The sequence below is a fragment of the Onishia taeanensis genome (assembly GCF_003268885.1).
Classification (GTDB): Bacteria; Pseudomonadota; Gammaproteobacteria; order Pseudomonadales; family Halomonadaceae; genus Onishia; species Onishia taeanensis_A.
The window spans coordinates 190,362-212,259 of the sequence record NZ_QLSX01000002.1 but is presented as its reverse complement, the minus strand read 5'-3'; the positions used below and the strand labels follow the sequence as shown (position 1 = coordinate 212,259).

The 21,898-nt window shown below is 64.1% G+C and carries 21 protein-coding genes and 1 tRNA gene; 17 read left to right on the top strand and 5 right to left on the bottom strand.

Going from position 1 to position 21,898, the window contains the following annotated elements:
• Nucleotides 1-2 precede the first annotated feature (2 nt).
• Nucleotides 3-78 (top strand) — tRNA-Lys (locus BCL93_RS03725).
• Between the two features lie 241 nt (nucleotides 79-319).
• Here BCL93_RS03725 and BCL93_RS03720 read toward each other — a convergent pair.
• Nucleotides 320-541, bottom strand: coding sequence for a glycine zipper 2TM domain-containing protein (locus tag BCL93_RS03720; RefSeq protein ID WP_112053773.1), 222 nt, complete (start codon nucleotides 539-541; stop codon nucleotides 320-322).
• 462 nt (nucleotides 542-1,003) lie between these two features.
• Between BCL93_RS03720 and nadA the strand changes: the two genes are divergently transcribed.
• On the top strand, nucleotides 1,004-2,032 hold the full coding sequence (gene nadA, locus BCL93_RS03715) for a quinolinate synthase NadA (protein ID WP_112053772.1): 1,029 nt from the start codon (nucleotides 1,004-1,006) through the stop codon (nucleotides 2,030-2,032).
• Nucleotides 2,033-2,245: 213 nt separating this feature from the next.
• Here nadA and BCL93_RS03710 read toward each other — a convergent pair whose 3' ends face one another.
• Nucleotides 2,246-3,703 carry a M48 family metalloprotease gene (locus tag BCL93_RS03710; RefSeq protein ID WP_112053771.1) on the bottom strand — a complete coding sequence of 486 codons (1,458 nt, stop codon included), beginning with the start codon at nucleotides 3,701-3,703 and terminating at the stop codon, nucleotides 2,246-2,248.
• A gap of 143 nt (nucleotides 3,704-3,846) precedes the next feature.
• On the opposite strand from BCL93_RS03710, the gene BCL93_RS03705 reads away from it, so the two are divergent.
• Both BCL93_RS03705 and BCL93_RS03700 read left to right on the top strand, forming a co-directional pair.
• Entirely contained in the window at nucleotides 3,847-4,098 is a 252-nt protein-coding gene (locus BCL93_RS03705; RefSeq protein WP_112053770.1) for a sulfurtransferase TusA family protein, read from the top strand.
• Nucleotides 4,095-5,195: an AI-2E family transporter gene (locus BCL93_RS03700; protein WP_112053769.1), complete on the top strand. Its 1,101-nt coding sequence runs from the start codon at nucleotides 4,095-4,097 to the stop codon at nucleotides 5,193-5,195. Before BCL93_RS03705 ends, BCL93_RS03700 begins: the two co-directional genes overlap by 4 nt.
• Nucleotides 5,196-5,248: 53 nt before the next feature.
• Here the strand turns inward: BCL93_RS03700 and BCL93_RS03695 are convergent, their stop codons facing one another.
• The gene (locus BCL93_RS03695) at nucleotides 5,249-5,722 is read right to left on the bottom strand and encodes a peroxiredoxin (RefSeq protein ID WP_112053768.1); all 474 of its coding nucleotides are present in this window, start codon (nucleotides 5,720-5,722) and stop codon (nucleotides 5,249-5,251) included.
• Between the two features lie 337 nt (nucleotides 5,723-6,059).
• On the opposite strand from BCL93_RS03695, the gene dapA reads away from it, so the two are divergent.
• From dapA to purC, 4 genes are all read left to right on the top strand, one after another.
• Nucleotides 6,060-6,944, top strand: coding sequence for a 4-hydroxy-tetrahydrodipicolinate synthase (gene dapA, locus BCL93_RS03690; RefSeq protein ID WP_112053767.1), 885 nt, complete (start codon nucleotides 6,060-6,062; stop codon nucleotides 6,942-6,944).
• Nucleotides 6,945-6,979: 35 nt separating this feature from the next.
• Nucleotides 6,980-7,921, top strand: coding sequence for a hypothetical protein (locus BCL93_RS03685; RefSeq protein ID WP_112053766.1), 942 nt, complete (start codon nucleotides 6,980-6,982; stop codon nucleotides 7,919-7,921).
• Nucleotides 7,921-8,703: an MBL fold metallo-hydrolase gene (locus BCL93_RS03680; RefSeq protein WP_112053765.1), complete on the top strand. Its 783-nt coding sequence runs from the start codon at nucleotides 7,921-7,923 to the stop codon at nucleotides 8,701-8,703. Before BCL93_RS03685 ends, BCL93_RS03680 begins: the two co-directional genes overlap by 1 nt.
• A gap of 103 nt (nucleotides 8,704-8,806) precedes the next feature.
• Nucleotides 8,807-9,520 carry a phosphoribosylaminoimidazolesuccinocarboxamide synthase gene (purC, locus tag BCL93_RS03675; protein ID WP_112053764.1) on the top strand — a complete coding sequence of 238 codons (714 nt, stop codon included), beginning with the start codon at nucleotides 8,807-8,809 and terminating at the stop codon, nucleotides 9,518-9,520.
• Nucleotides 9,521-9,740: 220 nt separating this feature from the next.
• Here the strand turns inward: purC and tsaA are convergent, their stop codons facing one another.
• A complete protein-coding gene (gene tsaA, locus BCL93_RS03670) occupies nucleotides 9,741-10,472 on the bottom strand; it encodes a tRNA (N6-threonylcarbamoyladenosine(37)-N6)-methyltransferase TrmO (protein ID WP_425339110.1) in 732 nt (243 codons plus the stop codon).
• 120 nt (nucleotides 10,473-10,592) lie between these two features.
• On the opposite strand from tsaA, the gene BCL93_RS03665 reads away from it, so the two are divergent.
• The 4 genes from BCL93_RS03665 (at nucleotide 10,593) to BCL93_RS03650 (ending at nucleotide 13,120) form a co-directional block, all read left to right on the top strand.
• Nucleotides 10,593-11,210: a methylthioribulose 1-phosphate dehydratase gene (locus BCL93_RS03665; RefSeq protein WP_112053762.1), complete on the top strand. Its 618-nt coding sequence runs from the start codon at nucleotides 10,593-10,595 to the stop codon at nucleotides 11,208-11,210.
• A 65-nt stretch (nucleotides 11,211-11,275) separates the two neighbouring features.
• The gene (locus tag BCL93_RS03660) at nucleotides 11,276-11,872 is read left to right on the top strand and encodes a 1,2-dihydroxy-3-keto-5-methylthiopentene dioxygenase (RefSeq protein ID WP_112053761.1); all 597 of its coding nucleotides are present in this window, start codon (nucleotides 11,276-11,278) and stop codon (nucleotides 11,870-11,872) included.
• Complete coding sequence (mtnC, locus tag BCL93_RS03655) at nucleotides 11,869-12,600, top strand: acireductone synthase (protein ID WP_112053760.1); 732 nt, start codon at nucleotides 11,869-11,871, stop codon at nucleotides 12,598-12,600. Before BCL93_RS03660 ends, mtnC begins: the two co-directional genes overlap by 4 nt.
• Complete coding sequence (locus BCL93_RS03650; RefSeq protein ID WP_258395975.1) at nucleotides 12,587-13,120, top strand: GNAT family N-acetyltransferase; 534 nt, start codon at nucleotides 12,587-12,589, stop codon at nucleotides 13,118-13,120. Before mtnC ends, BCL93_RS03650 begins: the two co-directional genes overlap by 14 nt.
• A gap of 89 nt (nucleotides 13,121-13,209) precedes the next feature.
• On the opposite strand, the gene nadC is transcribed toward BCL93_RS03650, so the two are convergent.
• Entirely contained in the window at nucleotides 13,210-14,064 is an 855-nt protein-coding gene (nadC, locus tag BCL93_RS03645; RefSeq protein ID WP_112053758.1) for a carboxylating nicotinate-nucleotide diphosphorylase, read from the bottom strand.
• A gap of 167 nt (nucleotides 14,065-14,231) precedes the next feature.
• On the opposite strand from nadC, the gene ampD reads away from it, so the two are divergent.
• The 5 genes from ampD (at nucleotide 14,232) to tsaB (ending at nucleotide 21,898) form a co-directional block, all read left to right on the top strand.
• Entirely contained in the window at nucleotides 14,232-14,792 is a 561-nt protein-coding gene (gene ampD / locus BCL93_RS03640; RefSeq protein ID WP_112053757.1) for a 1,6-anhydro-N-acetylmuramyl-L-alanine amidase AmpD, read from the top strand.
• 453 nt (nucleotides 14,793-15,245) lie between these two features.
• Entirely contained in the window at nucleotides 15,246-17,933 is a 2,688-nt protein-coding gene (aceE, locus tag BCL93_RS03635; protein ID WP_112053756.1) for a pyruvate dehydrogenase (acetyl-transferring), homodimeric type, read from the top strand.
• A gap of 127 nt (nucleotides 17,934-18,060) precedes the next feature.
• On the top strand, nucleotides 18,061-20,106 hold the full coding sequence (gene aceF, locus BCL93_RS03630; RefSeq protein WP_112053755.1) for a pyruvate dehydrogenase complex dihydrolipoyllysine-residue acetyltransferase: 2,046 nt from the start codon (nucleotides 18,061-18,063) through the stop codon (nucleotides 20,104-20,106).
• Nucleotides 20,107-20,377: 271 nt separating this feature from the next.
• Nucleotides 20,378-21,034, top strand: coding sequence for an adenylate kinase (adk, locus tag BCL93_RS03625; protein ID WP_112053754.1), 657 nt, complete (start codon nucleotides 20,378-20,380; stop codon nucleotides 21,032-21,034).
• Between the two features lie 159 nt (nucleotides 21,035-21,193).
• Nucleotides 21,194-21,898 (top strand): tRNA (adenosine(37)-N6)-threonylcarbamoyltransferase complex dimerization subunit type 1 TsaB, encoded by a 705-nt coding sequence (gene tsaB / locus BCL93_RS03620; RefSeq protein ID WP_112053753.1) that lies wholly within the window; start codon nucleotides 21,194-21,196, stop codon nucleotides 21,896-21,898.

Sequence of the window (21,898 nt, the reverse complement as noted above, 5' to 3'; positions counted from 1 at the left end):
GCGGGTCGTTAGCTCAGTTGGTAGAGCAGTTGGCTTTTAACCAATTGGTCGTAGGTTCGAATCCTACACGACCCACCAAATTATGCCGAAACGCCCTGACCTCCCTGAGGTCGGGGCGTTTTGCTATGCGTGGGTTGTCTGTGCTGACATTTTTTCTGTGCCAACAAAATGCTGAACGCCCAGGTGCCAGCCTAGCGAAAGCCGAGAAATGACAGGATGGCCAGCACGATCACGACGGCGCCTATGATATAGACGATATTATTCATGTTTTATTGCTCCTTGGTGAGATACAACACGCTTCCTTGATGGTCGTGTTGTTTCAGTCAGGCTTGCTGACTTCGTGACCAATGACGCCGCCGACGGCGGCGCCGCCGATAGTGCCCATTGTGCTGCCACCCGTCAGCACCGAACCACCGATAGCGCCGGCGCCCGCGCCAAGGGCGGTGTTCCTGTCCTGTGCCGACATGCCGGAACAGCCCGAGAGAGTGAGTAGCAATACTGCTATCCCGATAGTGAGTGCAGGCCCGTGCAATGTGTTCATGGGACTAACTTCCTGTCGCGAACGCGACACGGTGAGGGATGAAGCCAAATCGCGACTTCACTCTCTCAGTGTAGTTGATCTCTGAGCTTGGGCGGGGCAGTGCGGATGAAAAGCCCGTCGCCTCCCAGGGGCGATACGCGGGCCGATAAACAGGGCAGTGCCTGATGGCAGCGCTTCCACATGCCAGGGCGGCCGCATGCCAGGGCGAGCAGCGGGGTGGACGAGGCCTCCTGGAAGTGGGCGATATCACTACCGGCGTCGCGCATGGCAGGCGCTTTACGCCGTGTTGAGTGTTCTAGCGACGACAAGCGCCTCGATTCGAGCTAAAATGTCAGTTGGGCAGACGGTGCGGGAGCCGTACCGTCAACGCCCTCTGGAGCCTCGGCGCGTGCAGAGAGCACAGCGGCCGATGCATCTGGTGCCATGCAGGGGGAGCCCCTGCCAGTCACAGTGGTAGACACGATGACGATCATGACTTCCCGAGCCGAGGTGCGCGAGCATCTGGCCCGCGCCTACTGCCCGACGCGCATTCCCGCCGAGGATGAGGCGCGCATTGATGAAATCAAACGCCTGCTGCACGAGCGTAATGCCGTGCTGGTAGCGCATTATTATACCGACGACGCCATCCAGCAGCTTGCCGAGGAAACCGGCGGCTGTGTGGCCGACTCCCTGGAAATGGCCCGCTTCGGTGCCCGCCATGAGGCCTCGACCCTGGTGGTGGCTGGCGTGCGCTTCATGGGCGAGACCGCCAAGATTCTGTCGCCGGAAAAGCGTGTGCTGATGCCGACCCTGGAGGCGACCTGTTCGCTGGATCTGGGCTGCCCGGCCGATGAGTTCGCGGCCTTCTGCGATGCCCATCCCGATCGCACTGTAGTCGTCTATGCCAACACCTCGGCGGCGGTGAAGGCGCGCGCCGACTGGGTGGTGACCTCCTCGATTGCCGTCGACGTGATCGAGCACCTGAAGGCGCGCGGCGAGAAGATTCTGTGGGCGCCCGACAAGCACCTGGGTGGCTACATCCAGCAGCAGACCGGTGCCGACATGCTGCTCTGGGACGGTGCCTGCATCGTTCATGAGGAATTCAAGGCCAAGGGCATCGAGGATCTGAAGGCGCTTTATCCTGACGCTGCGGTGCTGGTGCACCCGGAGTCACCGGCGGCGGTGGTCGAACTCGCCGACGTGACGGGCTCTACCTCGCAGCTGATCAAGGCGGCCAAGGAGCTGCCCCAGGACAAGCTGATCGTGGCCACCGACCGCGGCATCTTCTTCAAGATGCAGCAGGCGGTACCGGACAAGACCCTCTTCGAGGCGCCGACAGCCGGGCGTGGCGCGACCTGCAAGAGCTGCGCCCACTGCCCATGGATGGCCATGAACGCCCTGGACAACCTGGCCGGCGCCCTGCGCGAGCTGAGCGGCGAGATTCAGGTGGACGACGCGCTCCGCGTGAAGGCGTTGAAACCCCTGGAGCGGATGCTCAATTTCCAGCGCTAGTCCGCCGGCCTTCAACTGACCCGATAGATGCGGTGCACTTGTCGCTTACGTTGAACGGGGCGATGAGTGGATTGGATAGTGAGTTGATCGGAAAGTGAGCTGATAGGACAGTGAGTTGATCGCATAGAAAGGCGGCCCGCCCCAGCATGGGGCGGGCCGCTTTTTTGTGTTGGTAAGGAACGAGACGTCACGTCAATAGCGAGGCGTCGTCGGCTATTGAAAGTCCTTGAGGTCCTCGCGGTAGGTCTCGAAGGCTTCGCGGCGCTCCTCGATGCGACCGGTAATGCCGACGTCACTCTCCTGCTTGGCCACGTCCTCGGCGATGTCCAGCTGGCGAATCGCCTGAGTGATATGCCCGGTCAGCTGCAGATATTCGGCGCGGGCCAGGTGGCTCCAGGCCTCGCGGTCGCTGCGTCCGGCGGCCTCTGAGAGCAGGTTGAAGACTCCGGGGTCTTCGGGGCGCTGCTCGGCAAGGTCGCGCAGCGTGTCGAAGGCGGCCTTGGGGTCCTGCTGCAGCAGGGCTTCCGCTTCGATCATTCTTGCCGGCAGATAGTCAGGCATCAGCCGCAGCAGGCGTTGACTGCGTGACAGGGCCTCGCCGTGCTGGCCGGCATCCAGGGCCAGTTCGGCGGCGCTGGTCGGGATCAACGGCAGGTCCGGCCATTCTCGTGCCAGGGCATCGAGAGCCGAAAGAGCGCCGGACAGGTCGCCCTGACGAGCGCGGATCAAGGCCGCCAGGTAGCGCTTGGCGGCTGGAGCGGGATCGCTCTGAGCGAGCAGGCTGGTGGCCTGGCCGGGGGCGTCCTGGTGGATTGTCAGCAGCGCGCGGGCCCGTACCATGTCATATTGCGGGTCCGGGGTGCGGATCGTGCCGGTTCCCAGGCCCATGGCCCTGGCCTGAATATCGCTGATGCGCGACTCGGTGAGCGGGTGGGTGAGCAGAAACTCCGGTGGGTTGCCGCCCTGCAAGGCCGCCTGGCGCTGCATGGCGCGGAACATGTCGACCATCGCCTGAGGATCGTAGCCGGCGTCACGCATTACCTGCAGGCCCTGCCGGTCGGCTTCCTGCTCGTAGCGCCGCGAATAGGCCAACTGGTCCTGGAAGAAGGCGGCTTGAGAGCCCATGGCTGCGGCAATTCCCGCATCGCCTCCGCCGCCGGCAGCGAGCAGCATGCCGGCCAGCATTGCGGCCATGGTCGGCAGCTGGGTCTCTTCGGCTCTGGCCTGCTGGCGAGCGTAGTGGCGCAGTGAAAGGTGGCCCAGTTCGTGGGCCAGCACCGAGGCCAGGGCGGCTTCGTCCTTGGCGAAGGCAAAGAGGCCGGCGTTGACCCCCACCACACCCCCTGGCACCGCGAAGGCGTTGAGTACCCGGCTATCGACCAGGGTCACCAGCAGGTGGTTGCTCTGGACGCCGCTGTCGGGCAGCAGGCGGGCGATCAGAGTGTCGACGTAGTCCTGGCTGATCGGGTCCTGCCATAGCGGTGCTCGGGCACGAAACTGGCGTAGCCAGGTGCGGCCCAGGCGGTATTCCTCGCTCGGATTGACACCGCTGGTGGCTGAGCCCAGCTGCGGCAGGTCGAACTCAACGGCCTGAACCGGCGTCGTGGTCAGGGCGCCGACCAGGGCCAGCGCGATGGTGGCGTGTCGCCAAGCCTTCCGGGGTAATGGCATGATGTTCCTCGTGCATGAGCGCCCGGGCGAGGCGCGCCTTCTTCTCCGACCGCTGCCGATCCGCTAAAGTGCCGTGTACTGAGGGCCGCCTGACGGTCCGATTTTCATCTCCATTCTTCATCCCCATTGTTTCGGGAGACGGCATGACCTTGCAACCAGACGATGTACTCGATGCCCGAGACCTGCCCTGCCCGCTGCCGCTGCTCAAGGCCAAGCAGGCACTGTCGCGGCTGGCGGTGGGGCAGGTGCTCGAGGTGATTGCCACCGATGCCGGCTCCTGGCGGGACTTCGAGTCCTACATTGCCCAGAGCGGCCACGAGATGCCAGCGCGGGAAACGCGCGGCGAGGTTTACCATTACTGGCTGCGCAAGGGCGATAAGGAGCGTTCGGCATGACGCTGAAGGCACTGTTTTCGGGCTGGCTGGAACGCTACTTCTCCGACGAGGAAGCGGTCATCCTGCTGGTGCTGCTGATTGTTGGCACCACCGCGGTGGTGTTGCTGGGTGGCATGCTCGCTCCCTTTCTCACCGCACTGGTGATCGCCTTCCTGCTTCAGGGGGCGGTGAACTGGCTGATCCGACGCCATGTGCCGAGCTTGGTGGCGGTGCTGCTGGTGTTCGTGGGCTTTCTCGGCATTCTGCTGGCCATGGCGCTGATCGTCATGCCGCTGATCTGGAATCAGCTGGTCAGTCTGGTGCAGGAGATTCCGCGCATGTTCGCCAGCGGCCAGCGCTTTCTCGACGAGGTTCAGCTGCGCTACCCCAATCTGGTCACCCCGGATCAGATTCAGGGCTGGATAGACGCCGCCGGTCGCGAGCTGACCCAGTTCGGGCAGCGGGCGCTGACCCTGTCGCTGGCTTCGCTTGGCAATCTCATGGACCTGATCATCTATCTGGTGCTGGTGCCGATCCTGGTGTTCTTCATGCTCAAGGATCGGGAGCGGCTGGTCGGTTTCACGCTATGGCTGATGCCGCGCAAGCGCGACCTGATGACCCGTATCTGGCACGAGATGGATGCCCAGATCGCCAACTACGTGCGCGGCAAGTTCATCGAAATCGTCATCGTCGGCAGTGCCGGCTTCCTGACCTTCGCCTATTTCGGCCTGCCGTATTCGGCGCTGCTGGGCATGCTGGTGGGGCTATCGGTGCTGATTCCCTTCATCGGCGCCGCGGTGGCCACGCTGCCGGTGGCGGCGGTTGCGGGCTTCCACTTCGGCATCGGTGAGCAGTTCCTGTACGTGATCCTGGCCTACGGCGTGCTGCAGGCACTGGATGGCAACGTTCTGGTGCCGATTCTGTTCTCCGAGGCGGTCAACCTGCACCCGGTGTCGATCATATTGGCGGTGCTGTTCTTCGGCGGCATCTGGGGCTTCTGGGGAATCTTCTTCGCGATTCCGCTGGCGACGCTGCTCAAGGCGCTGGTCTATGCCTGGCCGCGTGGAATCAAGGAGCTCGCCGACCAGCCGGTGAGGGGCGAGCTGCCTAAATCCTGAAACACGGGCTCGCCCACGCCGCCCCTGGCGGTCGGCATGGGCGGGCTTGGTTGTCAGCTGGCGTGCAGGGCCTGGGCCGCTTCGAGCACTTCCTCGACATGGCCCTTGACCTTGACGCCTCGCCATTCGCGGGCGAGCTTGCCTTCGGTATCGATCAGAAAGGTGCTGCGCTCTATCCCCAGGTGCTCCTTGCCGTAAAGCTTCTTGAGCTTGATGACATCGAACAGCTTGCAGACCGCTTCGTCCTTGTCGGAGATCAGCTCGAAGTTGAAGTCCTGCTTGGCCTTGAAGTTTTCCTGGGCGCGGATGCCGTCTCGAGAAACGCCGAGAATCACGGTGTCGGCGGCATCGAAGGCATCCTTGTGGTCGCGAAAGTCACCGCCTTCGGTGGTGCAGCCCGGGGTGCTGGCCTTGGGATAGAAGTAGATTACCACCTGTTTGCCCTTGAGCTCTGACAGGGTCACGGTGGTGTCGCCGGTCGCAGTGGCAGTGAAGTCGGGGACGGGGTTGCCGAGGCTAACGCTCATGGGACGCTCCTTGGGTAGTAGCTGAATTCATCGGTTTTGATTTCACAGCTTTTGAATTCAAAGTTTCTGCATTCAGCATTGGTTCGAATGACCTGCCGGCACCCGAGTGCCGAGCATCTACGTTGTGCAAGGATTACACGTCAGCGCCGCGGCGCTGTAAAGGCCGTGTCCAAGACGACGAGGCCCGGACAAAAGTCCTTGCGTTGGGTTCTGTACAGGCTCTGGCGGCCTGAGTACCATCTAGGCCCTGGCTTCATATACGGCTTCATATCCCGGTTGAACCATCAGCGCCACCTTCTGCGGCGGCTGATGCACAGGCGTTTGTAGAGGAAAGAAGATGATCACAGGCAGTATCGTCGCCCTGGCGACGCCGATGAAGGCGAACGGAGAGATCGATTGGGAGGCGCTGCGCCGCCTGGTCAGCTTCCATCTCGAGCATGGCACCGATGCCATCGTCGCCGCCGGCACCACCGGCGAGCCGACCACCATGTCCTTTGCCGAGCATTTCGATGTCATCCGCACCGTGGTGGAAGAGGTCAATGGCCGTATCCCGGTCATCGCCGGCACCGGCTCGAACAACACCACCGAGGCGGTCGAGCTGACCCGTTACGCCAAGGAAGTCGGCGCCGACTACTGCCTGACGGTGGCACCCTACTACAACAAGCCGACCCAGGAAGGCCTGTTCCTGCACTTCAAGGCCATCGCCGACGCCAGCGATCTGCCGGTGATTCTCTACAATGTGCCTGGCCGCACCTGCTCGGACATCTACAACGAGACCGTGCTGCGCCTGGCCGAGGTCGACAACATCATCGGCCTCAAGGACGCCACCGGTAACCTGGAGCGCGCCGAGGATCTGATCGAGCGCCTCAAGGGCTCCGACTTCATGCTCTACTCCGGCGATGACGCCACCGCCTGCGATTTCATGCTGATGGGTGGCCACGGCGACATTTCGGTGACCGCCAACGTGGTGCCCCGCGCCATGCACGAGCTGTGCGCGGCTGCCGTGGCCGGCGATGCCGACAAGGCGCACCAGATCAACACCCGGCTGATGCCGCTGCATACGCAACTGGGCATTGAGGCCAATCCGATTCCGGTCAAGTGGGCGCTGAATTACATGGGCTACGCCGAGCAGGGCATTCGCCTGCCGCTGACCTGGCTGTCCGAGAAATACCATTCAACGGTTAGCGAGGCGCTGCAGCTGGCCGGCGTCAGCGACGACTGAACGCCTCTCGCTTGTCCGATAATCAAGGTGGATGCATGAAAGCTGCCATGAACTGGATGCCGCTGGTAGCGGCCGTTGCCCTGGCAATGGCCGGCTGTTCCAGCGGCGGCTACTACGATGATCGTAGTGAAGCCTACTCGCAGGCCAAGAGCGCCGAGCCGTTGATCCTGCCGGCCGGCAGCCAGCTCTATGAGACCCGCGACGCGATGCCGGTACCCAAGGCCAATCGGCCCTACCGGAAGGTGGATGACGAGTTCACTGCACCAAGGCCTCAGCCGTCGGTCGCGGAGCGCGATTACGTCGAGCGCCGGAGCATGGGCGATGCCCGCTGGCTCGCGGTCAACGACCCGCCGGACGTGGTCTGGCCACGTGTCGTTGAGTTCGGCGAGCGCCAACGGCTGAGCGTCACTGATCGCGATGATATGGCACGCCGCCTGACGACTCCCGAAGGCGTGATTGCCGTTAGCGATGGCCTGGGCGCCACCAGCGAGGTGCGCTGCGAGCAAAACGCCAGCGCTCTCGACGGTTGCCTGAACGCCCTGGCCGGCTATCTCAACGCCCGCGGCCAGACCGCCATGGCCTCGAACCTGTCCCGCCGCGAGGCCTCTGGCGCCGCGGCGGCGCGCCTGGTTGGCGGTGAGGGCGATCGGGCCTTGCTGATCGATGCCGACGCCGAGCAGGCCTGGGCGGAACTCAGCCACCTGCTTGAGCGCGACTTCGACCAGCCCGAGCAGCAGCTTCTGGACCAGGACGCCGCAGGCGGCGACTTCCAGATTGCCTATCTGCCGCTGGCCGAGCGCCATGCGGGCATGATCGACCGGCTGTTCAGCGACCAGACGCCCCGTCGCGCGCGACTCAACGTGGTGCCGGCGGCCGAAGGCCAAGCGCGCCTGACGGTGACGAGTGTCGGTGAGCCGGCGCTGGACGATGCCGGCGTGCGCGACCTGCTGGGCCGGCTGTCCTCGCTGTTGCGTTGATGCCGCCAGCGGCACGTGCCCTGCACTTCGCGTCGCTGGGCAGCGGAAGCAAGGGTAATGCGACCCTGGTCAGCGACGGCGAGACTCACCTGCTCATCGACTGCGGCTTCGGCCTGCGCGATACCGAGCGGCGGCTCGCCCGGCTGGGGCTGCACCCGAAGCAACTCGCTGCGGTGCTGGTGACTCATGAACACGGCGATCATATCGGTGGCGTCGGCGCCCTGGCACGGCGCCATGGCATGCCGGTCTATCTGACGCCGGGGACCTGGCTGTCGGGTCGTCTAAAGGAAGTGCCGCGCCATGAGTGGATCACCCCTCAGGCGATGCTGGCCATTGGCGGGATCGAGATCATGCCGGTGACCGTGCCCCATGACGCCCGAGAACCGGTACAATTTCACTTAAGCGCCCATGGTCGGCGGCTGGGTGTCGTGACCGATCTTGGCCATCCCAGCGCCCATGTCATCCAGGCCTTCGCCGGCTGCGATGCCCTGATCCTCGAGTGCAACCATGATCGGCAGATGCTGGCCGATGGACCTTATCCGCCGCGTCTCAAGCGCCGGGTGGGGGGCGACTGGGGGCATTTGTCCAACCCGCAGGCGGCGACGCTGCTGGCGGGGGTCGGGCTCGACCGGCTGCAGCGGATCGTCTGCTCGCACCTGTCGGAACATAACAACCGCCCAGAGCTTGCGCTGGAAGCGCTGGTGCCGCTGCTTGATGGCGATGAGTCACGGCTGGTGGTCGCCGCCCAGGATCAGGGCCTGGACTGGCAGACCATCCGCTAGGCTTTGTTTAGCCCCCGTTTGTCGCACCGCCACGTCATCCGTTACCTGTTTACACGACCCTGTTATCACCTCTGTCCGTTACCCCCCCATTCGGAGACCCCTCATGGAAAAGCGTCAAGAGCTCTATGCCGGCAAGGCCAAGTCGGTCTATCACACTGACGACCCGGATCGCCTGATCCTCGAATTCCGCGACGATACCAGTGCCTTCGACGGCGAGCGCATGGAATCCCTGGCGCGCAAGGGTATGGTCAACAACAAGTTCAATGCCTTCATCATGGGCAAACTGGCAGAAGCCGGCATTCCGACGCACTTCGACGGCCTGCTCTCGGACACCGAGTGCGTGGTCAAGAAGCTCGATATGCTGCCGGTGGAGTGCGTGGTGCGTAACATCGCCGCCGGCAGCCTGTGCCGGCGTCTTGGCGTCGAGGAAGGCCAGGCGCTGACGCCCTCGACCTTCGAGCTGTTCCTGAAGAACGATGCCCAGCACGACCCGATGATCAACGAGTCGCTGGCCGAGACCTTCGGTTGGGCCACTCCCGAGCAGCTCAAGGAAATGAAGGCGCTGACCTACAAGGTCAACGATGTGCTCAAGGCGCTGTTCGACGAGGGCGGCATGCTGCTGGTCGACTACAAGCTCGAGTTTGGCGTCTTCAAGGGCCAGATCGTGCTCGGCGATGAGTTCTCGCCGGACGGCTGCCGCCTGTGGGATGCCAAGACTCGCGAGAAACTCGACAAGGACCGCTTCCGTCAGGGCCTTGGCGGTGTGATCGAGGCCTATGAGGAAGTAGGCCGTCGTATCGGTATCAGCTTCGACTGAGACGGCCAACACTCCATGCTGAACGAAGGGCCTTACGGGGCCCTTCGTCGTTTCTGCACATGGCTAGCGATACGAACAATCAGCGCCGGGTCGGGCCGGGGCGAGCTGGGGCCAGGCGGCGCGAGGGTCTTTTGCCAGGGATGGCAAAAGTAGCGCCCAGGGATGGGTTCATAGCGCCCTCGCGACGTCGTGGCGACGGGCCAGACCACCATGGCGAACGCTATACCGCCACGATCTTGACGACCTCCAGGCGCGTCTCGCCTGCCTCATTGGCCAGGGCGCGAAAGCGCACGTCGACGTCGCGCAGCCGCACCCCGTAGAGGCGCTCTTCGGCCCCCTTGCGATAGGCGGGGCGGGGGTCCTGGGCCAGGACCTGGCTGATCAGGGCGCGCAGCGAGGCGGCGTCTTCGCGCTGGGCCAGTATCGCCTCGGCCTCTGCGGAAAAGTCGACCGGGCACTGGGGCGGGGCGGCGGGGGCGAAACCGGCCCTGGCCTCGGGGCGCGCCTCTGCCCAGGGCAGGTAGGGTTTGATGTCGAGTACCGGGGTGCCGTCGAGCAGGTCGTGGCCGGAAAGCTCGAGTGCCACGCCGTTGTCGGTGTCGATGCCCTTGAGTTCGACCAGCGACAGCCCCAGGCGGTTGGGGCGGTGGGTGCTGCGGCTGGCGAAGACCCCGACCTTGGCGTTGCCACCCAGGCGCGGTGGACGCACCAGCGGCGACCAGCGCTCGGGGCTATGGTGAAAGACGAAGGTCAGCCACAGGTGGCTGAAGGCCTCGAGGCCGCGCACGGTGAGCGGGTCGTCATAGGGTGGCAGCAGCACCAGGCGGGCGTGGGCGGCCGGCGCCAGTCCCGGCTGACGGGGGATGCCGAACTTGTCCGGGTAGTCGCTCTCGATGCGCCCGATGGGCGAGAGGGCGAAGGTGTCGGCGTTGGGTGCAGAAGGAGGATTCATGGCCGCCATTATGCCGTGCCTGTGTGGGCGGCGCACGGTGCTCCATTTTGCGCTGTCATGAGGATTGGCGGCGACGCGAGCCTTCGGTAGGCTGGCGGCATATTCACGGGAGACACAGCGGTGATCGATCTCGAGCAACTGGCCCGCGCCCAGCAGGCCATCGTGGCCGCCGGTGACGAGCTGTACCGGGCCGGCCAGGTGCCGGCCACCGGCGGCAATTTTTCGGTGCGCCTGGATGAGACTCACATGGCGGTGACGGCCTCGGGGCGCCACAAGGGGCGGTTGGTGCCGGCTGATGTCATGGTCACCGACTTCGCCGTTACGCCGCTTGGCAGCCCACAGAAGCCGTCGGACGAGGCACGCCTGCATGGCCAGCTCTACCAGGACTGGCCCGAGGCCGGCGCCGTGCTGCACACCCATTCCCGGGCCGCCACCGTGCTGTCGCGCCTGATCGAGGGCGATACCCTGTGGCTCGAGGGGTTCGAGCTGCAGAAGGCGATCGAGGGCGTGACCCGCCACGACACGGCACTGGCGGTGCCCGTCGTCGACAATGACCAAGACATCGCCGCGCTGGCGGAAAGGGTGCGCGTGCGCCTGCGAGGTCTCGACACCCGCGCCTACCTGATCCGCGGTCACGGCCTCTACACCTGGGCGGGAGACATGGCCGGCTGCCTGCGCCAGGCCGAGGCGCTGGATTTCCTCTTCGACTGTGAACTGATGATGCGCCGCACCCGCTGAGCGGGGCGGCCCACGATACGGCAGGTCGCGGCCTGCCCGCTCGCCTTGCCCGATGGAGCACTGCCATGAGCTTTCTTAACGTCTACCACGAACATGACCCGGACCAGCCGCTGCTGACCACTCACGACGGTGAACGCATCGCCGCCGAACTCGCGGCTCACGGTATTCGCTTCGAGCGCTGGGCCACCAAGGCCGACCTGGCCCCCGACGCTGACCCCGAGGTGGTGCTGACGGCATACGCTGAGGAGGTCGGGCACCTCAAGGCCGACAACGGCTTTGCCACCGCCGACGTGATCGGCTTGACGCCTGAGCACCCGGACAAAGATGCGCTGCGCGCCAAGTTCCTCGACGAGCATCGCCACAGCGAGGACGAGGTACGCTTCTTCGTGCGCGGCGAAGGGGTCTTCTACCTGCATCTGGGCGCGCGGGTCTATGCGGTGGGCTGCACCGAGGGCGATTTGATGTCGGTGCCGGCGGGCACGCCGCACTGGTTCGATATGGGGCCGGCGCCGCACTTCACTGCCATCCGCCTGTTCACTAATCCCGAGGGCTGGGTGGCGAACTTTACCGGTGAGACCATCGCCGCACGCTTCCCGCGCTTCGAGGCCCTGCCGACCGGCAGGGGAGATGCCGCTCAGTCGGAATCGGGGAGCGTGGCATGATTCGCGCCATCGTCACCGACATCGAGGGTACCACCGGCTCGATCGCTTTCGTCCATGAGGTGCTCTTCCCCTATGCTCGCCGGCAGCTGGGTGATTTCGTTCGCCATCACCACCAGCAGGCCGAGGTCGCCAGGCAGCTCGAGGCGACCCGCGAGGAGGCCGCTGAACCCGACGCGGACCTTGAGCGGCTGATCGCCATTCTCGAGGGCTGGATTCAAGAGGACCGCAAGGCCACGCCGCTCAAGGCGTTGCAGGGCATGGTCTGGGAGGCCGGGTATCAGGCCGGGGACTTCACCGGCCACGTCTATCCCGACGCCGCCGAGGCGCTGATGCGCTGGCAGGCGGCAGGGTGCGAGCTTTACGTCTATTCCTCGGGCTCGGTGCAGGCCCAGCGGCTGCTGTTCGGTCATAGCGATCTTGGCGATCTCACGCCACTGTTCTCTGGTTATTTCGATACCACCACCGGCCCTAAGCGTGAGGCCGAGAGCTATAGGCGGATCGTCGAGGCGATCGGCAGGGCGCCGGAGGAGATTCTCTTTTTGTCGGACGTCGTCGCCGAACTCGACGCCGCCCGGGCGGCCGGCCTCGCTACCTGCCAGCTGGTGCGTGAGCCCGGCATGACTACCGGCGAACATCCGCTGGCAGCGAGCTTTGATGAAGTGAGCTCTGATACGTTGAATCTCGATCAAGCCCGTTTCGCATCAGGAGGAACTGATATCCGCCGCTGATAGCAGTCCCCGCGCCGGCAAGGCGCGCATCGTCTATCGCGACGCGCTGCCCGATGACGGCGCCGATCAGGCCGAGGTCTTCCATCATGCGGTGATGCAGGGCGCGGCCGAGCACTACAGCGTCGAGCAGCGTCGTGCCTGGGCGTCGGTGCTGCCCCGTGAGGGCAGTGCCTGGGCGGCTCGCCAGCTGCTTCACCCGACCCTGGTGGCGGCCTGCGACGGGCGCTGCGTGGGCTTTCTGGAAATTGGGCAGGGCGGCGATGGCGAGGGGCGCATCGAGACGCTCTATGTCTGGCCGTCGCTGGCTCGCCGGGGCATCGGCAGCACCCTGCTGGTGCATGCGGAGCGAGTGTTTCGGGAGCAGGGGCTTGCGCGGGTGCGCATCGATGCCAGCCTGATGCTGGCGCCGCGCCTGATCCAGCGCGGCTGGTCCCAGGAAGGGGAAGAGTGGGTAGAGCGTGGCGGCGAGCAACTGCCGCGGATCCGCCTGGTCAAGCGGCTGGATCTGGTCGAGACCTAGCGGACGCCTCAATGGTCGATGCGCAAGTGCCCGCCCGGAGGCGCTGTTGTCGTCTTCGGGCGGGGTTCGTTAGAGACGGGGTGGCCGGCTCAACGGGTCTCGGTTTTCAGGATGCGCATCGACAGATCGATGGACTGCACGTCCTTGGTCAGGGCGCCGCTGGAGATGCAGTCGACGCCGGTCTCGGCGATCGAGCGCAGGGTGGCGTCGCTGACGTTGCCCGAGGCTTCCAGGGTGGCGTGGCCGCTGCCACGGCGCACCGCCTCGCGCAGATCATCCAGCGAGAAATTATCGAGCATCACCACGTCGGCACTGGCCGCCAGCGCCTGATCGAGCTCTTCGAAGGTTTCGACCTCGACCTCGACCGGCAGGTCCTTGGCGATGTCGCGGGCTTCCTTGACCGCCGCGGCGATCCCACCGCAGGCAGCGATATGGTTCTCCTTGATCAGGAAGGCGTCATAGAGGCCGATCCGATGGTTGTAACCGCCGCCGCAGGTCACTGCGTATTTCTGGGCCAGGCGCAGGCCGGGCAGGGTCTTGCGGGTATCCAGCAGGCGCACACCGGTGTCCTCGATCAGGTCGACATAGGCGCGGGTGCGGGTGGCGGTGCCGGAGAGTGTCTGCAAGAGATTCAGGGCGGCGCGTTCGCCGGTTAACAGGCTGCGGGCCGGGCCCTCGAGCTCGAGCAGGGTGTCGCCGGCCGCCAGCCGGTCGCCGTCGGCATGCTGCCAGTTAAGCGTCACGCGGGAATCCAGGCGGCGGAACAGCTCGTCGACAAAGGCCACGCCGCACAGCACGGCGTCCTCGCGGGTGATGACCCGGGCGCTGGCCCACTGGCGTTCGGGAATCAGCTGGGCGGTGATGTCGCCAGGGCCGACGTCTTCGGCCAACAGCCGGGCGGCGCTGGTACGGATCTCTTCGGCGAGTGCTTCGTGATAATGCATGGCGTGCCTGGGCTCCCTGGCGTGGGCAGCACCGGCTCGGGGCAGCGGTGCCTGAAGGATGAAACGATGCGACAATGCTCCATTATAGGGAATCCACGCCTAGCGCGTCACATGGTGCAAGCCGTGACCAGGCCATGACCAGAGAGAAGTCGAATGAGGCACGACGCATGAGCATCGAACAGGGCCTCTGGGCACAGGCTCGTCAACTGCCGTCACCCAACCACAATGCTCGCCCCGAAGGCGAGGTGTCGGCGCTGGTGTTGCACTCGATCAGCCTACCGCCGGGTGTTTTCGCGGGCGATGCCATCGAGCGGCTGTTCACCAACCGCCTCGACCCCGCCGCTCATCCTTATTTCGCCCAGATCGCTGCGCTTCGCGTTTCCGCCCATCTGCTGATTCGCCGCGATGGTGAAGCCGTGCAGTTCGTGCCCTTCGAGCTGCGCGCCTGGCACGCCGGCCGTTCATGCTGGTTCGATGGCGTCGCCTGGCGCGCAGAGCTCAACGACTTCGCGATTGGCATCGAGCTCGAGGGTGACGAGCAGAGCCCTTATAGCGCGGCCCAGTACGCCACCCTGGCAAGCGTGGTCCAGGACCTGCTGGACCACTATCCCGCGCTGACCCCTGAGCGCATCACCAGCCATGCCCGCATTGCGCCGCTGCGCAAGACCGACCCTGGTCCTGCCTTCGACTGGGCCTATTTTCGGCAGTGCCTGGCGGACGGTCTGTGAGCGGTCGGTAGTTGAATCACCGGTAGTTGAATCGTCGGTAGTTGAATCATCGGTAGCTGAGCCGCCGATAGGCGGGCTTTCCAACGGAAAAAACTGCAGGTTTACGCGGCGCCGAAATGTGAGCGTTGGACGCCCCGTTTGTAGCCCGGTTACAGAGTGCGAGCTTTCGGCTAGGCTGCAGGGGAGTGGTGCGCTAGGCCCTTGTGCTGCAATGCAATATTTAAATTGGAAAGGCTTTCCATTTTTGCCGGAATTGGCAGGGGCTGGTCTTTGCGGTATCTTCGTGGCCTGATTCCGGGCATTGCGCGTATCAATCTGTAACGACACTACATGCCCACTATTCTGGAGACGTGATCCATAGAAGATCACGCCCGCACTGAAGAGCGCCACACGCCCCTCCCTCCTCCCGGGTGAGGGCAGACCGACACAATATCTTCATTCGGAGAGACGTCTATGAGTCTGGAGGCAAGAGAAGATTTCGATCCGACCGAAACCAAGGAATGGATGGAATCCCTGGCATCGGTCGTTGATCGGGAAGGCGAGGAGCGTGCTCAGTACTTATTGAGTCGTCTGGCTGATCGCCTGCGTCGCGATGGCCGCATTCCGCCGTTCTCTGTTAATACGCCACATCGCAACACCATTCCGGTGCATCGCGAGGCGAAGATCCCCGGTGACATGTTCATCGAGCGCAAGCTGCGTTCGGCGATTCGCTGGAACGCCATGGCGCAGGTCCTGCGTGCCAACAAGAAGCACAAGGGGCTTGGCGGGCACATCGCCAGTTTTCAGTCCTGTGCGACGCTGTACGAAGTGGGCTTCAACCACTTCTTCCGCGCCGACGATGGCGAACACAAGGGCGACCTGATCTATATCCAGGGCCACGTGACCCCGGGTATCTATGCACGTTCCTTCATGGAAGGCCGGCTCACCGAAGAGCAGATGGACAGCTTCCGTCAGGAAGCCGAGGGTGGCGGCCTGCCGTCTTATCCCCACCCCTATCTGATGCCGGATTACTGGCAGTTCCCGACCGTTTCCATGGGGCTGGGGCCGATCCAGGCGATCTACCAAGCCCACGTCATGAAGTACCTGGACTCCCGTGAGCTGACCGACATGCGCGACCGCAAGGTCTGGGCATTCCTCGGCGACGGCGAGTGTGACGAGCCGGAATCCCTCGGTGCCCTGCATCTGGCGAGCCGCGAGAATCTCGACAACCTGATCTTCGTGATCAACTGCAACCTGCAGCGCCTCGACGGCCCGGTGCGCGGTAACTCGCGCATCATGGACGAGCTCGAAGGCGTGTTCCGCGGTGCCGGCTGGAACGTCATTAAGGTGGTCTGGGGCGGTCAGTGGGACCCGCTGTTCGAACGCGACAAGCACGACATGCTGCAAAAGCGCATGGACGAGGCGGTCGACGGCGAGTACCAGAACTACAAGGCCAACGGCGGCGCCTATACCCGCGAGCATTTCTTCGGCAAGTACGAAGAGACCCGCAAGCTGGTCGAAGATTACTCCGACGAGGACATCTTCCGTCTCAACCGGGGTGGTCACGATCCGCAGAAGGTCTACGCGGCCTACCATGAGGCGGTCAACAACGCCGACGGTCGTCCGACCGTGGTCCTGGCGCATACCGTCAAGGGCTATGGCATGGGCGGCGGCAGCGGTGAGGCCGACATGGAAGCCCACCAGATCAAGTCCATGGAACATGAGGCGCTGAAGAAATTCCGCGACCGCTTCGGTGTGCCGATCTCCGACAAGCAGCTCGAGAACGGTGAGGTACCCTACTATCGTCCGGACGAAGACAGCCCGGAGATGAAGTACCTGTTCCTGCAGCGCGAGAAGCTGGGCGGCTTCCTGCCCAAGCGGCGCACCGAGTACGAGACCCTCGAGATCCCCGGCCTCGACGACAAGATGTTCGCCTCCCAGACCAAGGGCTCGGGCGACCGTGAGGTGTCGACCACCATGTCGTTCGTGCGGGTGCTCAACGGCCTGGTCAAGCACAAGCAGCTGGGTCCGCGGGTGGTGCCGATCATCCCCGATGAGGCGCGTACCTTCGGCATGGAAGGCATGTTCCGCCAGCTGGGCATCTACGCCTCCGGCGGCCAGAAGTACGATCCGGTCGATGCCGGCCAGATCATGTACTACCGCGAGGACAAGAAAGGCCAGATCCTCGAGGAAGGCATCACCGAGGCCGGCTCCATGGCCGCCTGGATCGCGGCGGCAACCGCCTACGCCAACCACGACATGACGCTGATTCCGTTCTACGTCTACTACTCGATGTTCGGCTATCAGCGTATCGGCGACCTGGTCTGGGCAGCCGGCGACCAGCAGGCCCGTGGCTTCATGATCGGTGGTACCGCCGGTCGCACGACCATCAACGGTGAGGGCCTACAGCACCAGGACGGCCACAGCCATATCCTGATGTCGACCGTGCCGAACTGCCGCTCTTACGACCCCTGCTATGGCCACGAAGTCGCGGTCATCCTGCAGGACGGCATGAAGCGGATGTATGAGGATCGTGAAAGCTGCTTCTACTACATCACGGTGATGAACGAGAACTACACTCATCCCGAGATGGTGGAAGGCAGCGAAGAAGGCATCGTGCGCGGCATGTACCGTCTGCAGGAAGGCAAGGCCAGCAGCAAGAAGGCGTCGCGTGTTCAGCTGATGGGCAGTGGCACCATCCTGCGCGAAGTCGAGGCCGCCGCCGAGATGCTGGCCGACGAGCATGGCGTCGTCGCCGACGTCTGGAGCGTGACCAGCTTCAACGAACTGCGTCGCGAAGCGCTCGACTATGATCGCAACCAGTTCCTCGAGCCGGACGACAAGCGCGAGAAGCCCTGGATCACTCAGCAGCTGGAAGGTTGCGAAGGCCCGGTGATCGCGTCGACCGATTACATGAAGCTCTACGCTGACCAGGTTCGTGCCTGGGTGCCCACTGACTTCCACGTCCTGGGGACCGACGGCTATGGTCGCTCCGACACGCGAGAGCAGCTGCGTCGCTTCTTCGAAGTGGACCGCTATTACGTCACCGTGGCCGCGCTGCGAGCGCTGTCCGAGCGTGGTGAGATCGACCGCAAGGTCGTTGCGGATGCCATGAAGAAGTATGGCATCGATCCGACAAAGCCGAATCCGGTGGATTCCTGAGGCGCCCGTAACGGGTTGATCAGGTGAAGGGCGAGCGACGACGGCTAGGCAGGATCACCGCTCGTTGGCTCGCCCGCCTGACCCATTTTGCGCCTGCGGCGAGCATGATTAGGAAAGGAGCGCGACCTTGAGTAGCGAAATCATCAAAGTCCCCGATATCGGTGGCAGCACCGATGTCGAAATCATCGAGATCGCGGTGTCGGTAGGCGATGTAATCGCCGCCGAGGACACCATGATTACTCTCGAGTCCGATAAGGCCAGCATGGATGTCCCGGCGCCCAAGGGCGGCAAGGTCGTCAAGGTGCTGGTCAAGGAAGGCGATACCGTCTCCGAAGGCGACGACATTCTCGAACTCGAAGCCGAAGGCGGCGGCGAGGACGAAAAGACAGCCTCCAAGGACGAAGACGAGAAGCCGGCGGCGTCGGCCAGCAAGGACACTGCTGCGCCCAAGAGCGATGACAAGCCGGCCAAGAAAGCCCCGGGCGGCAAACGCACTGTCGAGATCAAGGTGCCGGACATCGGTGGCAGCGAAGATGTACCGATCATCGAGCTGGCCGTTGCCGAAGGCGACGAGGTCAACGCAGAAGATGCGCTGATCACGCTGGAGTCCGACAAGGCCTCGATGGACGTGCCGAGCCCGTATAGCGGCAAGCTCGTCTCCCTGGCGGTCAAGGAAGGCGACACCGTCTCTGAAGGCGACCTGATCGGCACCATGGAAATCGCGGGTGAAGATGGCGAGGATGACGGCGAGTCCGAGTCGGCATCCGAACCGGCTGCCGATGACAGCAGCGACAACGCGTCTGAGCAGAGCGAGGACGACGACTCACAGGATGCCGGTGAAGGCGAGCCTCAGCGCAAGGAGATCCGCGTTCCCGATATCGGCGGTAGCGAGAACGTGCCGATCATCGAGGTCGCGGTTGCCGAGGGCGACGAGATCAACGAAGAAGATGCGTTGATCACGCTGGAGTCCGACAAGGCTTCGATGGACGTGCCGAGTCCCTTCAAGGGCAAGCTTGTTGAGCTCGCCGTCAAGGAAGGCGATACCGTCTCCGAGGGCGATCTGATTGGCTATGTCGAGGTAGCCGGTGCGAAGTCCGCACCCAAGAAGGCGGCATCGAAGCAGGAGCCTTCAGCCCCGGCAAAAGAGCCCTCAGCGTCTAAAAAAGAGGCCTCAGCGCCGAAGCAGGACGCTGCGCCATCCAAGCCTCAAAGCGCTCCCGAAGCGGCCGAACCGGTCAGCGACGGCAAGCGTGTGCATGCCGGCCCCGCGGTCCGCATGCTGGCGCGTGAGCTGGGCGTCGACCTGTCACAGGTCAAGGCTACCGGTCCCAAGGGCCGGGTGCTGAAGGAAGACGTGCACGGCTACGTCAAGCAGATGATGTCCCAGTCCCAGGGCAAGGCGGCTCCTGCCGCGGCACCGGCGGCAGCCGGCGGTGCCGGCATCCCGCCGATCCCGGATCAGGACTTCAGCCAGTTCGGCGAAGTGGAAGAGAAGCCGATGGGTCGCCTGATGAAGATGGGGGCGACCAACCTGCATCGCAGCTGGCTCAACGTTCCGCATGTGACCCAGTTCGACGAGGCGGACATCACCGAGCTCGAGGCCTTCCGCAAGTCGATGAAGGCCGAGGCCGAGGCGCAGGGCGCCAAGCTGACCCCGCTGCCGTTCATGATCAAGGCCTGCGCCTTCGCGCTGAAGAAGTTCCCGCAGTTCAACGTCAGCCTGAAGAGCGACGGCGAGACCCTGGTGCACAAGAAGTACGTGCATATCGGGTTGGCCGTGGATACCCCGGACGGCCTGATGGTGCCGGTGATCCGCAACGCCGACCAGAAGTCGCTGATCGAGCTGGCCAAGGAATCCGTGGAACTGGCCAAGAAGGCACAGACCAAGAAGCTCAAGCGCGACGAGATGACCGGTGGCTGCTTCACCATCTCGAGCCTCGGGTCGATTGGTGGCACCGCCTTCACACCGATCGTCAACGCGCCGGAAGTCGCCATCCTCGGCGTCTCCAAGGCGCAGATGAAGCCGGTGTGGGACGGCAGCAACTTCGAGCCGCGTCTGATGATGCCGCTGTCGCTGTCCTACGATCACCGTGCGGTCAACGGTGCCGATGCGGCACGCTTCACGGCCTTCCTGGCTCAGGCGCTGACCGACATCCGCCGGATGCTGCTGTGATCCGGTCTGCATGACCCGCCGGCGTCTGCCGGCTACCGAAACGGCGCCTGCGGGCGCCGTTTTTTTGTGTTGGTGCCAGCAGAGTCTTGGGTAAACCCGACCAAAGTGCTATTGGGAAAGACGAGCCAAGCCGGTGAGGATGATCCCTGTCAGCATTAGGACGGCCCTGATCGGGCGTCGCTTGTTTCACGAGCGTGGCCCCGGTATTGTCTGCGGTCATCACATTTTTCTCTTCACTCTATAACGCGAAGTCATTCAAGGAGTCATTCTGATGCGTTTGATCCTGTTGGGCGCCCCCGGGGCCGGCAAGGGCACCCAGGCCCAGTTCATCTGCGAGCGCTTCGGCATTCCGCAGATCTCCACCGGCGACATGCTGCGCGCCGCCGTCAAGGAAGGCAGCGAGCTGGGCATCAAGGTCAAGGAAATCATGACCACCGGTGGCCTGGTGTCTGACGACATCATCATCGCCCTGGTCAAAGAGCGCATCAGCCAGCCCGATTGCGCCAATGGCTTCCTGTTCGACGGCTTCCCGCGCACTCTGCCGCAGGCCGATGCCATGAAGGACGCCGGCGTGAAGATCGATCACGTGCTGGAAATCGCCGTCGACGACGAAGAAATCGTCAAGCGCCTGGCGGGCCGTCGCGTTCACCCGGGCTCTGGCCGGGTTTATCACGTCGAATACAATCCGCCCAAGGAAATCGGCAAGGATGACGTCACTGGCGAAGCGCTGATCCAGCGCGAGGACGATCAGGAGTCCACGGTGCGCAATCGTCTGTCGGTCTATCACGACCAGACCGCGCCGCTGGTGGATTATTACCAGCAGTGGGCCAAGGAAGACGCCGACGTCGCCCCGACCTACCACCGGGTCGAGGGTGTGGGCAGCGTCGACGACATCACCCGCCAGGTGATCGATGCGCTTGAGGGCTGATCGCCTTTCGCTGCTTCCCCCGAGGGCTCGCCATGGCGGGCCCTCGGTCGTTCTGGTGGCCGTCAGCTGAGAGCGGTGCCCGCCGCACGCCCCGTACCTTTCCCCGCCCTTGAGCCGCGGCGTATAATGCCGCCCACATCTCCTGACCCCGATACCGCTATGCCGACCCTGCTGGCCCTGGATGCCTCCTCGAGCGCCTGTTCCGCTGCGCTGCTTCGCCGCCGCGACGGCCATGATGATCAATTGCTGTCTCGCTTCGTGCTGGCGCCCCGCGAACATACGCGCCGGCTGATGCCGATGATCGACGAGCTGCTCAGCGAGGCCAACCTGACGCTCGCCGATGTGGACGCGCTGGCCTATGGGCGCGGTCCCGGCTCCTTTACCGGCCTGCGCATCGCCGCAGGCGTCGCCCAAGGGCTGGCCTTCGGCCTCGAGATCCCGCTGATCGGCGTCTCTACCCTGGAGGCGCTGGCGCTGGCCGGCCATCGTCGGCTTCACCTGCGTCATGTGCTGCCAGTCATCGATGCCCGCATGGGCGAGCTCTACACCGCCGCCTACCGCTGCCATGCTGGCCAACTGACCCGGCTCGCCGACGAAGCGCTGCTGTCGCCCGAGCGGCTGAGCCTACCCGCCGGCCACGAAGAGGCCGATTGGGTCGGCGTAGGTTCGGGATGGGAGCAATGGGAGACGCTGCCGGTGACGGTGCAGGCAGGCGTCAGCCAGCATCTGCCTGACATGCAGCCGGCGGCCGAGGAGATGGTGCTGCTGGCGGCCCAGACCCTGGAGGCGGGCGGCGGCGAGGCGCCGCATCTCGCCCAGCCGGTCTATCTTCGCGATCAGGTGGCCTGGCAGAAGAGCCGGTGA

Excerpts from the sequence above, each read along its gene's own strand:
- BCL93_RS03720 (WP_112053773.1), bottom strand. The coding sequence starts at position 541 with ATGAACACATTGCACGGGCCTGCACTCACTATCGGGATAGCAGTATTG.
- nadA (WP_112053772.1), top strand. The coding sequence starts at position 1,004 with ATGACGATCATGACTTCCCGAGCCGAGGTGCGCGAGCATCTGGCCCGC.
- BCL93_RS03710 (WP_112053771.1), bottom strand. The coding sequence starts at position 3,703 with ATGCCATTACCCCGGAAGGCTTGGCGACACGCCACCATCGCGCTGGCC.
- BCL93_RS03705 (WP_112053770.1), top strand. The coding sequence starts at position 3,847 with ATGACCTTGCAACCAGACGATGTACTCGATGCCCGAGACCTGCCCTGC.
- BCL93_RS03700 (WP_112053769.1), top strand. The coding sequence starts at position 4,095 with ATGACGCTGAAGGCACTGTTTTCGGGCTGGCTGGAACGCTACTTCTCC.
- BCL93_RS03695 (WP_112053768.1), bottom strand. The coding sequence starts at position 5,722 with ATGAGCGTTAGCCTCGGCAACCCCGTCCCCGACTTCACTGCCACTGCG.
- dapA (WP_112053767.1), top strand. The coding sequence starts at position 6,060 with ATGATCACAGGCAGTATCGTCGCCCTGGCGACGCCGATGAAGGCGAAC.
- BCL93_RS03685 (WP_112053766.1), top strand. The coding sequence starts at position 6,980 with ATGAAAGCTGCCATGAACTGGATGCCGCTGGTAGCGGCCGTTGCCCTG.
- BCL93_RS03680 (WP_112053765.1), top strand. The coding sequence starts at position 7,921 with ATGCCGCCAGCGGCACGTGCCCTGCACTTCGCGTCGCTGGGCAGCGGA.
- purC (WP_112053764.1), top strand. The coding sequence starts at position 8,807 with ATGGAAAAGCGTCAAGAGCTCTATGCCGGCAAGGCCAAGTCGGTCTAT.
- tsaA (WP_425339110.1), bottom strand. The coding sequence starts at position 10,472 with ATGAATCCTCCTTCTGCACCCAACGCCGACACCTTCGCCCTCTCGCCC.
- BCL93_RS03660 (WP_112053761.1), top strand. The coding sequence starts at position 11,276 with ATGAGCTTTCTTAACGTCTACCACGAACATGACCCGGACCAGCCGCTG.
- mtnC (WP_112053760.1), top strand. The coding sequence starts at position 11,869 with ATGATTCGCGCCATCGTCACCGACATCGAGGGTACCACCGGCTCGATC.
- nadC (WP_112053758.1), bottom strand. The coding sequence starts at position 14,064 with ATGCATTATCACGAAGCACTCGCCGAAGAGATCCGTACCAGCGCCGCC.
- ampD (WP_112053757.1), top strand. The coding sequence starts at position 14,232 with ATGAGCATCGAACAGGGCCTCTGGGCACAGGCTCGTCAACTGCCGTCA.
- aceE (WP_112053756.1), top strand. The coding sequence starts at position 15,246 with ATGAGTCTGGAGGCAAGAGAAGATTTCGATCCGACCGAAACCAAGGAA.
- adk (WP_112053754.1), top strand. The coding sequence starts at position 20,378 with ATGCGTTTGATCCTGTTGGGCGCCCCCGGGGCCGGCAAGGGCACCCAG.
- tsaB (WP_112053753.1), top strand. The coding sequence starts at position 21,194 with ATGCCGACCCTGCTGGCCCTGGATGCCTCCTCGAGCGCCTGTTCCGCT.